12 protein-coding genes are annotated in these 16,026 nt (G+C 39.9%); 3 read left to right on the top strand and 9 right to left on the bottom strand.

The features are described from left to right. Positions 1-6: 6 nt before the first annotated feature. On the top strand, positions 7-3,339 hold the full coding sequence (locus tag H5088_RS09775; protein WP_182752769.1) for an MHYT domain-containing protein: 3,333 nt from the start codon (positions 7-9) through the stop codon (positions 3,337-3,339). A gap of 3 nt (positions 3,340-3,342) precedes the next feature. Then, the gene (locus H5088_RS09780) at positions 3,343-4,335 is read left to right on the top strand and encodes a two-component system response regulator (RefSeq protein WP_182752770.1); all 993 of its coding nucleotides are present in this window, start codon (positions 3,343-3,345) and stop codon (positions 4,333-4,335) included. Here H5088_RS09780 and H5088_RS09785 read toward each other — a convergent pair. After that, complete coding sequence (locus tag H5088_RS09785; protein WP_182752771.1) at positions 4,332-4,772, bottom strand: VOC family protein; 441 nt, start codon at positions 4,770-4,772, stop codon at positions 4,332-4,334. The genes H5088_RS09780 and H5088_RS09785 overlap by 4 nt on opposite strands. 1 nt (position 4,773) lies before the next feature. After that, entirely contained in the window at positions 4,774-5,430 is a 657-nt protein-coding gene (locus tag H5088_RS09790) for an HD domain-containing protein (RefSeq protein ID WP_039487345.1), read from the bottom strand. Between the two features lie 140 nt (positions 5,431-5,570). Between H5088_RS09790 and H5088_RS09795 the strand changes: the two genes are divergently transcribed. After that, positions 5,571-6,761 (top strand): class I SAM-dependent methyltransferase, encoded by a 1,191-nt coding sequence (locus H5088_RS09795; protein WP_182752772.1) that lies wholly within the window; start codon positions 5,571-5,573, stop codon positions 6,759-6,761. Between the two features lie 30 nt (positions 6,762-6,791). Here H5088_RS09795 and H5088_RS09800 read toward each other — a convergent pair whose 3' ends face one another. The 7 genes from H5088_RS09800 to zwf form a co-directional block, all read right to left on the bottom strand. Beyond that, positions 6,792-7,088 (bottom strand): PilZ domain-containing protein, encoded by a 297-nt coding sequence (locus tag H5088_RS09800; RefSeq protein WP_007581065.1) that lies wholly within the window; start codon positions 7,086-7,088, stop codon positions 6,792-6,794. A 9-nt stretch (positions 7,089-7,097) separates the two neighbouring features. After that, positions 7,098-7,478 (bottom strand): PleD family two-component system response regulator, encoded by a 381-nt coding sequence (locus tag H5088_RS09805; RefSeq protein WP_182752773.1) that lies wholly within the window; start codon positions 7,476-7,478, stop codon positions 7,098-7,100. A gap of 75 nt (positions 7,479-7,553) precedes the next feature. Continuing rightward, positions 7,554-11,441 (bottom strand): ATP-dependent RNA helicase HrpA, encoded by a 3,888-nt coding sequence (hrpA, locus tag H5088_RS09810; protein WP_182752774.1) that lies wholly within the window; start codon positions 11,439-11,441, stop codon positions 7,554-7,556. Positions 11,442-11,635: 194 nt separating this feature from the next. Further along, a complete protein-coding gene (locus H5088_RS09815) occupies positions 11,636-12,667 on the bottom strand; it encodes an isoaspartyl peptidase/L-asparaginase family protein (RefSeq protein WP_182682125.1) in 1,032 nt (343 codons plus the stop codon). A gap of 127 nt (positions 12,668-12,794) precedes the next feature. Continuing rightward, complete coding sequence (locus H5088_RS09820) at positions 12,795-13,499, bottom strand: SapC family protein (RefSeq protein WP_024597622.1); 705 nt, start codon at positions 13,497-13,499, stop codon at positions 12,795-12,797. A gap of 336 nt (positions 13,500-13,835) precedes the next feature. Further along, a complete protein-coding gene (gene pgl, locus H5088_RS09825) occupies positions 13,836-14,546 on the bottom strand; it encodes a 6-phosphogluconolactonase (protein WP_182752775.1) in 711 nt (236 codons plus the stop codon). A gap of 2 nt (positions 14,547-14,548) precedes the next feature. After that, positions 14,549-16,021, bottom strand: coding sequence for a glucose-6-phosphate dehydrogenase (gene zwf, locus H5088_RS09830; protein WP_182712184.1), 1,473 nt, complete (start codon positions 16,019-16,021; stop codon positions 14,549-14,551). Between the last annotated feature and the right edge of the window lie 5 nt (positions 16,022-16,026).

Consider the following 16,026-nt stretch of genomic DNA (forward strand, 5'->3'; position numbering starts at 1 on the left):
GCCATTATGTTATCAGCTTTTTTTATCACAGACCAAGATCCTAGCTTAATCATTAATGGCGTTTACGATCCTCTATTAGTTTCAATGTCATTGCTAATTGCTATTTTTGCAGCCTTTTTCACCATTCGGCTTATAGAGCTCGCAAAAGAAACTCAATTTCCTAGCTACCAACGTTTAGCAAATGTGACCGCTGCTACTGTTTTTTCGGCTGGTATTTGGAGTATGCACTTTATTGGTATGCTTGCCTTTTCACTGTGTACTAATATTGATTATGATCCAACAATCACTCTCCTTTCTTTTATACCAGCATTTATAGCATGTCAGTACGCTGTATCAATGCTAGTAAATAGTAAAGGGAATCTAAAAGTATTGTCGATTTGCTCTGTGTTACTAGGAGCCGGCATTGGCACTATGCATTATAGCGGCATGGCTGCAATGGACCTTGCTCCTTTACTTAGATATGATCCATTGATTTTTGCGTTATCAATCATTGTTGCTGTAGCCCTCTCCTTTATAGCCCTTTACAGTCGCTTTAATCTTGAGCGTTTTTTACCCTCTTTATCACCTCTTCAAAATAACTCAATTAGCGCTGTTATTTTAGGGTGTGCTGTTGCTGGTATGCACTACATGGGTATGGCCGCTACACGTTTTGTAGCTACATCGCCACTAATCTATGATGATGCTAATGCAACCGCAGGACTAACTTTTATCGCCATTGCAGTCGCCACAGCAACTATCGCGATTACAAGCGTGGTTGGTGTAATAAATGGTATGGTTCGCTATCGCATGCTACTTGAGGAGAAGTCGGCAAAAGAATCCCGTCTAAATGCTATTTTAGGTACCGCTATAGATGGCATTGTTACCATTGACCATGCTGGTATTATTTTAAGTTTTAATGAAGCCGCTAGTAAAATTTTTGGCTGGCAAGAAAACCAAGTTCAAGGCAAAAACGTAAAAATGCTAATGGACGATAAAATTGCCAAGTACCACGACGAATACCTCTTAAATGCTCACAATGTTGATCTAGGTAAAATAATAGGCATAAACCGTGATGTATATGCAAAACACATGAACGGACATGTTTTTCCTATTCGCTTAGGTATAGGCGAAGTAAATCAGCCGGGCCATAACCCTTTATATGTTGGCTTTATTACCGACTTGACCGAACAACGCGCTTTGCAACAAAGTTTAGAAGAGAAAGAACAAAAATACCGCTCTCTTATCGATAACATGCCCGGAGTCGCGTTTAGATGTAAGTTTGATGACAACTGGACTATGTTATTTATTAGTCCAAATATAATTGAGCTTACAGGGTATAACCCAAATGAGTTTACAGAGCATTGTATCGAGTTTAATGACTTGGTCTTGAAATCAGACCAAAAACAAATAGTTGATGAAGTCACTAAAGCTGTTGATGCAAAGTCTCAATATTCTATTGAATACCGAATTAGACATAGAAATGGTAAAATTTTGTGGTTGTTAGATAAAGGGAGTATCGACTTTGATGCTCAAGGCAACCCAAAGTGGATTGATGGTGTTTTAGTCGATATTACTGAACGCAAAGAATATGAAGAAAAACTTGAGCAAGCTAAATTTAAAGCTGAAGAAGCTGCTCATGCAAAGCAATCTTTTATGGCTAATATGAGTCATGAAATACGCACCCCAATGAATTCTATAATAGGTTTTAGCGATCTATTAATGGATACCCCACTTGATCAAGAACAACAAAAGCACTTGGTTACCGTAAATAATGCAGCGCGTTCTTTGCTAAGATTGTTAAATGAAATTCTCGATTCTGCAAAACTAGAACGCGGTAAGCTCACCATTGAGCCAGCCCACTTTAGCTTAAAACCAGTGATAGACAGTATTATTTCTACTTTTTGGTTAGAGGCTAAAAAGAAAGATTTAGAACTTAAACTCCATATTAAAGAATCAGTAAGTTCTACGTACTACGGTGACCCAGATCGACTCAGACAAGTACTCACTAATCTAATTGGTAACGCGATTAAGTTCACCGAAGAAGGCTCTGTTACGGTCACCGTTGGCATGACACAAAATCAGCATCTGTTTTTTGAAGTGCAAGATACCGGAATTGGTATTGCAAAAGATCGTATTCAAGCTGTATTTCAACCTTTTGAACAAGCCGATGGCACTACTACCCGCCGCTTTGGTGGTACAGGCCTTGGTACAACTATAAGTAAACAACTTGTAGAGCTTATGGGCGGAACAATAAACTTAGTAAGTGAGCTAGGTAAAGGCACCTGTTTTTACTTTTCATTGCCGCTTACTTTAGGTGACGAATCTAAAATTGATTATTTTGATGGTCTACACACCCAACTGCCTGCACTTAGAGTGCTAGTAGTTGATGATATAGAGCAAAATACAGAACTACTGTCTTTGCTTCTGTCACGCGATCAGCATTCAGTTACCAAAGCGTCAAACGGACTTGAAGCGATTAAAGTATTTGAAGAGCAAGACTTTGATGTCATATTAATGGATATACATATGCCATTGTGTGATGGCATACAAGCAGCACAAAAAATAAGAGCAATAGAAAACCAAAGGCAGCTTAAGTACACGCCAATTATCGCGCTCACAGCAAGCGTATTACAGCAAGATAAGCTTACGGCTAAAAAAGCAGGCATGAATGGCTTTGCCAATAAACCCGTCGATATAAACCAGCTTAACCAAGAAATAGCGCAAGTGTTGGGGCTTGGTATTGCAAAAGAAATGGTTATATCGCAAAGCGATCCTAAAGCGCAGCATATAGATTTTGAAAAAGGATTAGCACTTTGGGGTTCTAAGTGTAAGCAACTTACAGAGATTACTAAGTTTATAAGTGATAGTGATAAGCGGTTTGAGAGATTATTTAATGATAAATTATCAAACATAAAAGATGTCGATAGCCTCATTCACACACTCAAAGGTGTTGCTGGTAACTTAGGGCTAACAACGTTAATGAAGTTATTAACCGATTTAGAGCACAAGCAAAGTGATGCTAAAGTTATTAGTCTTTTAGACGATATCAAAAACGAACTACTTATTATAACGCAACTGCTGTCATCAAATACTTGCGATGAGCCAAATAGCAAGCCTGAAGATAATAGCTCAGACACTCTATCAATAGATGAGATTAAGCAATTGTGTGAAACACTTCATCAAGATGCGCAAAACGCAGAATTAAATGATGAACTACTCGCAAAGTTGCAACGCGGCGCACCTTCTACCTTTCAAAATGAAGTTGATGATATAGCCGAAGCCTTTGATGAATTTGATTTTGATAAAGCACACGTAATACTAGAAACCTTAATTGAAAAACTAACAAACAATGAGTATTAATTAATGGATTTTACGACAGATAGGCCACGGGTATTAATTGTTGACGATGAGCCTGCAAATCTAAAAGTAATGCGCGAAGTGTTAGGTAATCAATATCGTATGTCGTTTGCTAAATCTGGTGATGCCGCACTAGCACTACTTGAAAAAGAACTACCAAAGCTAATTTTGCTCGACATAATGATGCCAGATATGAATGGCTTTGAAGTGTGCCAAATAGTTAAGAGAAATCCTAAAACATCACACATCCCAATTATTTTTGTAACTGCGCTTGGCGATGAAAGCGATGAATACAAAGGTTTTGAGTTAGGCGCAGTAGATTATATTACTAAACCAATAAGCCCTGCCATTGTAAGAGCAAGGGTTAATACTCACTTGTCGCTAGTACAAGCAGAGCAATTAAAGCAAGCTCATGTAGATTTAGTAGAACGTCTAGGCCGTGCAGCGGAATATAAAGACACCGACACGGGTGAACATATAGTGCGCATGAGCCAATACAGTAAAGTATTAGCGTTAGCACTAGGTATGGATGAACAACGAGCAGAACTTTTACGTCAAGCTGCCCCAATGCACGATGTAGGAAAAATAGGTGTTCCTGACGCTATCCTACTCAAACCTGGAAAGTTAACCTCTGAAGAGTTTGATCATATGAAAGAACACGCCACCATTGGCGCGCAAATTTTAGCAAACTCATCATCTCCTTTACTACAACTTGCGCATACACTTGCAATTGAACACCACGAAAAATGGGATGGCTCAGGCTATCCTAACGGGATCAAAGGCGAAGAAATATCAGTTGAAGGTAGAATTGTTGCTATAGCTGACGTATTTGATGCACTTACCTCAAAACGCCCTTACAAAGAGGCTTGGAGCGTAGAGAAAACAGTTTTGCATATGCAAGAGCAAGCAGGAACTCATTTCGATCCCGCTCTAATCGAGCTATTAGTAAAAAACTTAGACGATATTATTGCTATAAAAAATGCAAATCAAGAAAGCTAATTCTTTTTAGCACTGTGAGAGCCAAGCTCAACATTTGGGTAACAAGATTTTATATAACGATAGTCATGTGACGTAATTTCATGGCTATTGCCACTTTCATCTTTAAAGTACATAGAAAACGTTACACCATGATCTGCTAAAACTACTTTTATATTTAAACTCTCAAGATGAATACGCCATTGAATAAATTGATCCCCTGAGGCTAAAAATGCAATCCCTTTACTGCGCCCCTCTCCTTCAAACAATGCTAAACGAGTGGTTGAACAAGCATCTTCAAGCGTTAAAGGGCCTCGCCTATGCTCATTCCAAAAGGCAAGCTCTGGCACTACGCTAAAACCTAAAACCCGTTCATACCACTTAACGGCATTAGCTAAGTTATCAACATTTAAATGGCAATGATCAATGCCAGATAATTTCGGTATGCTTGTATTATTCACATTACTCACCAATTTCTGACTTTAATTGCTCTAAAAACTCATGCATATACCTTGTTCGTCTATTCGCCTCTGCTTTAGCTGATGGGGTATTCATACTATCGGCAATATGTAATAACTTTATGAAAAAATGATCAAGCGTGTATGTTTTATCATCAGCCTCGCGTTCAACACAAAAAGGGTCATTTGGGTTATATAATAACCGAGAAATTGAGCCACCAACTTTCATGCATCGGCTAACGCCAATAGCGCCCAACGCATCCATTCTGTCGGCATCTTGTACTATTTGCGCTTCAACTGTTTTAATTTTTATATTTGCGCTGAAGCTATGCGCTGCAATTGCATGATGAATCTCATCAAAAAGTGACTCGTCATAATTAATCGATTTTAAAAACTCCAATGCCTTATCAGCTGCCATAGTAGAGGCTTTTGCACGATCAGGGTGGTTTTTAGCCACCGCCACACAGTCGTGCATCCACGCTGCAGGTAATACTACTGACATGTTTGCCTGCTCCGCATTACATAACTGTATTGCAACACGCACCACTCGCTCTATATGAGTAATGTCATGAGCAACATCAGCATGCACTAAAGAGGCGATAAACCCTCTACATTGTGAGTTAAGTATTTCTAAATCAGGGCTTAAAGCGACGTCAGACAAAGTTAGGTTCCAAAAAGCTAATTAATCAATGAATTATCCGTACTTTACCGTGCTTTATGCCCCCCTTGCAAAACATTCATTGTATGTTGCTCCTTGCTTGACTAAAATACAGCGCTTATTTATTACTACTGAGAAGCCTTATGTCATCTGCCGTTTACCTACAAGCTGGTCGCGATAAATCATTAAAAAGAAAACACCCTTGGTTATTTTCAAAAGCCATCAAAAAAATTAAAGGTAAACCTGGATTAGGCGACACAGTAACGATTCACGACAGCGAAGGTAAGTTTTTAGCAACTGCTGCGTATAGCCCTCACTCACAAATTCGTGCACGTGTTTGGAGCTTTGACGAAAAAGAAGTCATCGATCAACACTTTTTTGAACGCCGTTTACGTCGCTCATTAGAAGCCCGTAGCCAAGTTATTGAAGAAGGCGGATTAACAGGGTTTCGCTTATGTGCTGCTGAGTCTGATTACTTACCAGGCGTTACAATAGATAAGTTTGACAACGTATTAGTGTGCCAGCTATTAAGCGCCGGTGCCGAGCGCCATAAAGGCGAGATTGTAGGCGCATTGATGTCTATTTTCCCCGGCTCTAGCATATATGAGCGTTCTGACGTAGATGTACGTACTAAAGAAGGCTTAGAACCAATTAAAGGCGCACTTTGGGGGAATGAACCAAAAGAGCCTGTGCTTATTGAAGAAAACGGCTTAAAAATCGAAGTTGATATAATTGAAGGTCACAAAACAGGATTTTACTTAGATCAGCGTGACAGCCGTGCTGCACTTGAGCGCTTCTCAAAAGGTAAAACTATCCTTAACTGCTTTAGTTACACAGGTACATTCTCGTTGTATGCCCTGCGTGGTGGATGTGAGCATGTAACTAACGTAGATGTATCGCAACCCGCTTTAGATACAGCAAAACGTAATGTTGAGCATAATAACTTAGATTTAAACAAAGTGAGCTTTGTTAAGCAGGATGTATTTAAATTATTACGCCAATACCGCGACGAAGGTAGACAGTTTGATACCATCGTAATGGACCCACCAAAATTTGCTGATAATAAAGCGCAGCTAACGGGCGCGTGTCGTGGCTATAAAGATATCAACATGATTGCCATGCAAATACTAAAACCAGGCGGAACACTATTAACATTCTCATGCTCTGGTTTAATGGAACAAAACTTGTTTCAAAAAGTAGTAGCCGATGCAGCACTTGATGCAGGTAAAGACCTACTGATAATGGAGCGATTAAACCAGGCAGCCGATCATCCAATTGCTGGCAGCTACCCTGAAGGCTTTTACTTAAAAGGCTTAATCTGTAAGGTTTTTTAATATCTACTATTGAGTTTAACTGAATTCGATTTAGTTAAACTGAATGATTTCAAGACCTGCTGTTACCGTGCCATCATCTTCTTTGCTGGCACGTATTACTTTTGCAGTTGCATTTAAAGGCGCAATACTTGGATGAGTCGAATCAATGTTCACCGTCAGTAAGGTATTAGGTTCAAGCAATTCATCTAAATGAATTGATAAACCTGTTGCACTTAAATCCACGCACTCTGCGGCAAAACTTAAACCCGCTATTGGTTCTATCGTTGTTAAATTTGCAGGAGTGTTAATCTGCATGCGTCTAAAATTTCGCTTATCATCAGTAAACATATGTTACCTCTAAACAACCGTGTTAATTTCTTCCAACAAAGAACCCACTGAAAATGGCTTTACAACATACGCGTTACAACCAGCATCAAACCCTGCTTGTTTTTCAGATGGGGACTCTAGGCCCGATACCATAACAACAGGAATATTTTTTGTTTCAGGTGTGTGCTTTAGCATTCGGCATGTATCATAACCATCAAGACCAGGCATACAAACATCAAGCAAAATTATATCTGGCGGACTCGCAATTGCTGACGCAAGGCAGCTTTGCCCTGAATCTGCGTAACTAACATCAAATTTCGACGCTAGTGCGGCTTTGAGCATTTCAAAATTAAAATACTCGTCATCTACCACTAAAAGTCGCTTTGTTTTATGTTCAATCGATGAGGACATAACTATGTCGCTTCCTTTTCAAAACAAAAATAAATCCTTCTATTAAGGTACTAAGCTTAATAGAAAATGCAAGTTTTATTCTATCTCTTTTATCGCATTAAGTACCCGCTTGGCTGAAATTGGGTAAGGCGTTCCTAGTGTTTGAGCAAATAGCGACACTCTAAGCTCCTGTTGCATCCAGAAAATAGCGGTTACCTCTTGTGGTATAGGTAACCCTTTAGGCGTTTTATTAACTACTTTTTTATACTCTTGCGCAACTTTATCTAGCTCTAGTACGCATAACCTATCACGATTTGGATCCACAGGCAGCTTTTCTAAACGTTTTTGAATCGCTTTTAAATAACGAATTAAATCCGCTATTTTATCTGCGCCATGCGCGCTCACAAAACCTTTAAATATAAGTGACTCAAGCTGTGACTTAATATCGCCGTGCGCAGTTATCATGGTTAAATCAACGCGCCCTTTCATTTTTTTATGCAGGGCATGAGCAATACTTAATACTTGCTCAACTTGCGTTGCAATCGATACAACGGCATCGCCCAGCTCACCGCGTATTTGCTCTTTTACTGTTTCAAATGCTTTTTCGTCGCGTATATCACCGTGTTTTACTAATAAGCTATCAACACCTGCGGCAATACAGTCATCAATTAAATCAGCTATTTTACCAAATGGGTTAAAGTACAAACCCAGCTTTGCCTTATTCGGTAAGTTTTGTTGTAAGTACTTAATTGGCGATGGCACATTTAATAGTACTAAACGGCGCAAACCTTGTTGATGTGCTTGCTGCGCTTTTGCTTCGCTATCAAAAAGCTCCACTGCAGCGGCTGATTTTTTATCCACCAGCGCAGGGTATGCTTTTATCTCATATTGACCTTGCTTTTTAACGTATGAAGCGGGTAACTCACCAAAATCCCATTGTGTTAGGTCTGACTTTTCAATGCCTTTATCGGCTACTTTAGACAGTGTTTCGGTTACTTCACCTTGCAGCTCTGCTTTGAGCTTGGCTAAATCAAGCCCTCGTGCAAGTAACTTATCGTGTTCATCACGTACTTCAAACTGCAATCTTAAATGCGGTGCAAGCGCGGTTAAATCCCATGCCTCTGGATCAACTTTTACACCTGTCATTCTCAATAAACGCGTCATTAATGCATCAATTAAGCTCCCTTGCATTGGCTCAATAGCTGCCAGCACTGCATCAGCATAGTTTGGTGCTGGCACAAAATTACGACGAAGCGATTTAGGCAATGACTTTATAAGCCCACTTATTAGCTCATGCCTAAATGCTGGTATGTGCCAGTCAAAACCACTTTCTTGCACTTGATTCAACAGCGCGACCGGTATTTGTACCGCAACGCCATCAACTGCTTGGCCTGGATCGAAATGATAAGCAAGCGGCAATATAATATTGTCTTGCTGCCATGTGTCAGGGTAGTCAAACTCAGTGATATTACTTGCACCATGCTGCATTAGCTCTTCACGAGTCATGTGTAGGTAATGCTTATTTTGTTGTTTTTGTGTTTTATACCATTTTAAAAATGCAGCGCGGTTATTAATTTCTTTGGGTATTTTTTTATCGTAAAACTCAAATAACGTTTGCTCATCAACTAAAATATCACGACGACGTGACTTATTTTCCAGAACTTGAATATCTTCTATTAGCTCACGGTTAAACGCTAAAAAGCCCTCGTTTAAGCCCAGTTCTTGCTCAACTAATGCAGTGCGCACAAAAAGCTCTCGACTCACTTTAGGGTCTATGTTGCTATAAACACAGCGGCGTTTATTTACAATAAGTAAGCCATATAAAGTTTGCTGCTCAAACGCGATTACCGCACCTGGTTTTTTCTCCCAATGTGGTTCAGTGTAACTACGTTTTACTAAGTGCTGTGCTAATGGCTCTACCCAGTTAATGTCTATTTTTGCATTTGTGCGGGCATATAACTTACTTGTCTCTACCAACTCCGCCGACATGATCCATTTGGGGCTCTTTTTAAATAAACCTGAACCTGGAAAAATATGAAACTGACTATTACGTGCCCCTTTGTATATTTGTTTTTCATCTTTAAAGCCAATATGGCTTAGCATTCCGCTTAATAACGCTTTGTGAACAAGTTCGCCATCAGCCGCTTGGCTGGTTGCTTTCATGCCCATTTCGTTACATACAGTACTTATTTGATAAACAATATCTTGCCATTCACGCAGGCGCATATAGGCTAAGAAGTCTTTTTGACACAGCTTTCTAAATTGGCTATTAGTAAGCTCGCTTTGCTGCTCTTCTAAGTAATTCCATAAGTTTAAAAAAGCGATAAAATCAGAATCTGGATCATCAAAACGACCGTGCTTTTCATTGGCAGCAGCACGTTTTTCTTGTGGGCGTTCACGTGGGTCTTGAATAGACAACGCCGCTACAATGATAATCACTTCACGCAATGCGCCAAGTTTATGGGCTGTTAGCACCATTTTTGCTAAACGTGGGTCAACGGGTAATCGACTAAGCTCCCTGCCCGATTGCGTTAGGCTGGTTTTACTATCGCGTTTAGCTGGTTTTACCGCTTGTAGCTCTTCAAGCAATGTTAGGCCATCATTAATATTGCGGCTATCTGGCGCTTGTACAAACGGAAATTGCGCCATATCACCAAGCCCTAGCGCCAACATTTGTAAAATAACAGACGCAAGGTTAGTACGCAGTATTTCAGGGTCGGTAAACTCTGGACGTGATAAAAAATCATCCTCAGAGTACAACCTAATACAAATACCCGCTTCAACACGTCCACAACGACCCATACGCTGATTAGCACTTGCTTGTGATATAGGCTCTATTGGTAAGCGCTGTACTTTTGTACGGTAGCTGTAGCGACTTATACGCGCAGTACCTGGGTCTATTACATAACGAATACCTGGCACGGTGAGTGACGTTTCGGCTACGTTAGTCGATAAAATAATATGACGACGAGAATGCGGCGCAAATATACGGTTTTGCTCTGCGTTGGATAAACGCGAGTAAAGTGGCAATACATCGGTGTGTTTTAAATTACGCTTGCTAAGTGCATCTGCGGTATCGCGTATTTCACGCTCACCATTTAAAAATATGAGAATATCGCCAGGGCCTTCAGCACACAGCTCATCAACGGCATCAAAAATACCTTGTAGCTGATCGCCTTCCGCTTCCATATCATCTTTATTAATATCAGTAATAGGGTTGTATCGCACATCAACAGGGAAAGTACGACCCGATACTTCTATAATGGGCGCATCATCAAAGTGCTTTGAAAAACGCTCAGGATCGATAGTTGCAGACGTAATTATTATTTTTAAATCGGGACGTTTTGGAAGTAGGTTTTTTAAGTAACCTAAAATAAAATCAATATTTAAACTACGCTCATGCGCTTCATCAATAATAATCGTGTCGTATTGATTTAAAAAACGGTCTTGCTGAATTTCAGCCAGCAAAATACCGTCGGTCATTAATTTAATATACGTATTATTAGATACCTGATCGCTAAAACGAATTTTAAAGCCAACTTGCTGGCCAAGTTCACACTTCATTTCTTCAGCAATACGATTAGCCACAGTACGCGCTGCTAATCGACGTGGTTGCGTATGACCAATTAAACCATCAACACCGCGACCAAGCTCTAAACACATTTTAGGTATTTGCGTTGTTTTGCCTGAGCCCGTCTCACCGGCAATAATAACCACTTGGTTATTTGCAATGGCGTCTTTAATTAATTCCTTTTTTTGACTTACCGGCAATTGCTCAGGGTAAGTCACTTTAGGGAGGCCAGCTAAGCGTTTATCGCGTAATTCTTGGCTACGGGTTATATCAGCCGCTATTTTTTCAAGCGCGTTGGCATGCTTGTTTTCATCCGTTATTTTTTTTACGCCATGTAAGCGTTTTTTGAAAATGAATTGATCTTTTTTTAAGCACGTTTTTAGCTCGCCAAACAACTGACCTAGGTTTACCACCCGCATACCTTATAAAATTAGTTAAAGAGCCGTAATTGTATCAAATTAAACGGCTGGGGTTAATCCTACAAAATGCATAACGCGGGGTTGTTTGTTATATAAACGCTGCTATTGAACTAAACTGTGAATAATAAATTTATTTTAAACAATTATTTTCAGGGCTAACTACATTGAATAAATTAAATGACGTTGACTTATTCGTCACTAAAAATGCCCACGTAGGTCGCTTGCGTATTCGATTTACTTGCCCGATACATGCCAGAGGTATTAAACGGTAAGCTAATATTACCCTTTGTATCAATAATAATTACGCCGCCAGTGCCACCAATAGGCTTAAGCACACCGTTTATAACTTCATCCCCTGCCTCAGCAATGGTTTTACCTTGGTACTTAACTCGCGCACATATATCGCTTGCTACGTTATAGCGAATAAAGTATTCACCATGCCCTGTTGCCGATACCGCGCACGATTCATTTTCAGCAAATGTTCCGGCCCCAATTACCGGCGCATCCCCCACACGACCATAACGTTTTGCGGTCATACCACCTGTTGATGTACCTGCCGCTAAATTACCATTTTTATCAAGCGCCACTGCGCCAACCGTGCCCATTTTGTAAGAGTTAGGTAATGCTTTGTGCGCGGCTTGGTACTCTTTACTGGTTGCTTTGGCTTTATCTAATTTTTGTTTTGCTTTTAAAAGCGCTTTGTAGCGAGGCTCGGTATCAAATAAGTTATTTTCGACAAGCTCAACACCTTGCTCTTTAGCAAACTCTTCAGCGCCTTGCCCACTAAGCATTACGTGTACAGAGTTATCCATTACCAAACGCGCTAAGTTAATTGGGCTCTCAATATGCTTTACACCCGCAACTGCGCCTGCTTCACGGTTTCGACCATCCATTATGGATGCATCAAGCTCATGCCCGCCATCGTAGGTGTATACCGCTCCACGCCCTGCATTAAAATAAGGGGATTGCTCTAATACTGCAATTGCTGCAATCACCGCATCTAAGCTTTCGCCGCCTTGGTGTAATACTTCATAACCTGTCTCTACTGCTTGCGTTAATTTTGCCCGATACTCTTTTTCTTGAGCGGGTGTAAATCGTGCTTTTTCAATTGTCCCTGCCCCACCATGAATCGCAATGGCAAAAGGAGTCTCTGCAGCTAATGCACTATTGCTTAAAGCAACAAGGCTGCTCGCAAAAATGGCTAATAATGGTGTTTTCATAATGAGTTCTTTTATGGGGAAGTTATAAACTAATGTGAATGGTTACGGACTTAATTTCAACTAAAGTGAGTTTAATGGCATAAAAAAAGCGCCTTAAGGCGCTTTTTAAAATTTTACGTGTTTGTAATTAAGCTTGTTTAGCTTTTAAACGCGCTAAACGTGCTACTTGGTGAGTAGACGTTAAGAACGAGTAAATTGGTGCTAAGTAACCACGTTTACGAAGCTCTAAGAAATCAGCATCGCTTAACTCGTTTAGTTTTTTCTCATCGATAAGGTAAATACCGTTGATGTCTTTTTTCTCGCCTTTAATGTCTACTGTTAGCGTTTGCGCAATTAGAAGCTCTTTATCAGCAAGGAATTTAGTGAACGCTTCAGTTACTTGAGAAAACTCAATAAATGATACTAGCGCTTCTTTACGACGTTTTAGGTAATCTGTTTCTTCGCCGTTTTCAAATAATGCGTTACCTTCGTCTTCACCAACAAGCGCACTTGCTTCGTCAATTACGATACCGTATTGATCTTGATCTGGGTGTTTAACTAAACCCAGTGGGTAACGAGTAGATGCCATAGGTGCAAATGCTGCAGTCCATTTACCATCTTCTACAAAAAGGTTTTCGCCTGGCTCTAAGCCAAACATAGCAACTGCTTGAAAAGTTCCGGTTTCGTTATTTTTAACGAATGACATTGGAAACTCGTTTGCTACACGTGCAAACTCATGTGCAACTACTGGCACTAGGTGTTGAGTTTTCATGAATTCTACATTGATGCCGTTTTGAATTTTAGTGTTGGCATGTTTTTCGTTGTGTAAAGGCTGTACTTGTTGCTCCGCCATGTTACTGCTCCGTTTATTTTAATTTATATGTTTCATTGTTAATGCCTTTAGGCTAATGCTTTTGAGCTAAAAAAGGAAGGGAAACTTTTATGACAACAACCATGAAAAAATAAAATTTAACTAAATCTGAGCGTTGCTAAAAAACATACAGCTCAAACTCATAAATTTTGTTCAAAAACAACACACTTCGTGGTTGATTTTAATACAAATCAAAGTTATTCATTAACATTGGTTAACAGTTCAAAGCTATTTTTTTGCAGTGTTTAGGCTTAAATTTAAGCAAATAAAAAAGGCCGCTTATATAAGCGGCCTTTAAAAGTTAAATTGGCATCTAAATTAAGGCGCCCAATATACTTCAATATTGATACTTGGGTGATTAAGCACAGCGCGTAGTGGCATGTCATTAACATCGCCGTCCGCTTTTGCTTGCTTATAAACAGCGAGTTTTTCTTCACCGCTAATTAAAAGCTTAACCACTTTAGATTGCGCAATGGCATTTAACGTAAGCGTCATTCGCTCAGTAATACTACCCGTCACATCACTTTGTATCGCATTAATTGCACATACTGTTTGCTCAGTTGTTAAACCATGCGCTAAACCGTCTGCATTTGGGAATAACGACGCTGTATGGCCATCTGGGCCCATACCTAAAATAGTTACATCATATGGGCTTTTTAGCTCGCTATAAGCCGCTTCACACTCTTGTGCGCCCTGTTGAGCCGTTGCTGCAGTGTTCTTCATAGTAATAAAGTTGGCAGCACTACCATGATTTTGTAATAAAGTACTTTTAATAAATGCTTCATTACTTTTTTCATGGCTTGGGTCTACCCAACGCTCATCAACCATAGCAACATCAACGTGTTGCCAATCTAAATCAAGCGTTGATAAATGCTTATAAGCGGGCGCAGGAGACGAGCCGCCCGACACCATTAATACAGCACGGCCATCGTTTTTAATGCCATCACGTAATGATTGCTCAAGCGTTGCAGAAAGCTCAGCTGTTAACGCGTCTTTATCATCAAAAAACTTCTCAACTAATGTTGCCATGCTTATACCTTATCGCCTGTGTTAAACCATACGTGGTTGTTTTCTGCTAATAATTCATCAGCATCATCAGGTCCCCAACTACCAGAACGGTAAAGCGCAGGTTTGCCTTTGCCTTGCCATCTATCAATAATTGGATCAATCCACTTCCACGCTTGACGAACTTCATCACGGTGAATAAATAACGACGGGTTATCAGCAGCGGCATCAAGCATTAAACGCTTGTACGCATCTGAGTGAAAACCATTGCTGTAAGCTTGTGAAAGCTCAATATTCATTGTTACTGGCTCAAGTTGCATTTGAAGATTATCAAGGCGCTTAGACATAAGCGTTAGTTGAATTGTTTCCTCTGGCTGCAAACGAATAACAAGACGATTTGGCTCGATATTACCCACGTTATCTTCGTAGATATTGTGAGATACTTTTTTGTATTCAACCACAATTTCTGCACAGCGCTTAGCCATACGTTTACCCGTACGAAGGTAAAATGGAACACCTGCCCAGCGCCAGTTATCAATATGCGCGCGAATAGCTACAAACGTTTCTGTTTTACTAGAACCTTCATTTAGCTCTTCTAAGTAACCCGGTACAATTTTACCGTTTAAGTCACCTGGTACGTATTGACCACGAACAATATTTTCATCAACATCACCATCTACAAGCGGGCGAAGTGCTTCTAATACTTTTAGTTTTTCGTTACGAATGCTGTTAGCGTTAAGCTTATTAGGCGACTCCATTGCAACTAAGCAAAGTAGTTGTAATAAGTGGTTTTGAACCATGTCACGAAGTGCACCGGCTTTATCATAAAAACCAGCGCGGCTTTCAAGGCCAACCGTTTCTGATAAGCTAATTTGAATATTATCAATAGATTTAGCATCCCACATATTTTCAAACAATGAGTTTGAAAAACGCAGCGCCATTAAGTTTTGTACTGTTTCTTTACCTAAGTAATGGTCAATACGGAAAATTTGTTCTTCATTAAAAAACTCTGCAATTTTTCCATTAATTGCTTCAGCAGAATCACCGCAATAACCAATTGGCTTTTCAACAACAACGCGTGATGTAGGGGTAATTAAACCTTTAGTCGATAATATTTCACAACATGTGCCGTAAACAGCAGGCGGAAGCGATAAGTAAAACACGCGAGACTTAGTGCTTTCGTGCTCATCTAAAATGCCTTTTAGTACATCCCAGTTGTCGTCTGCTTCTGTAACATTACTTACCACTGGCACTAAAAAAGTAGAAAACGCTTTCCAATCTTTAGCGTTAAACTCACCTTTGCTTAAAAATTCTTGTAATGCTTTATGCGCTGTTTCTATGTATTCAGCACGTTTCGATTCTTCGCGCACTGTTGGTAGGATACGTGAGCCTTCAGGTAAGTTACCTTCTTGATATGCTCTGTACATTGCAGGTAGCAATTTGCGTAACGCAAGATCACCACCGCCCCCAAAAATTATAATATCAAAAGGATTAAGCATAGTTA

Origin of the sequence: Pseudoalteromonas sp. SR43-3 (assembly GCF_014163875.1) — a bacterium.
GTDB classification, from domain to species: Bacteria; Pseudomonadota; Gammaproteobacteria; order Enterobacterales; family Alteromonadaceae; genus Pseudoalteromonas; species Pseudoalteromonas distincta.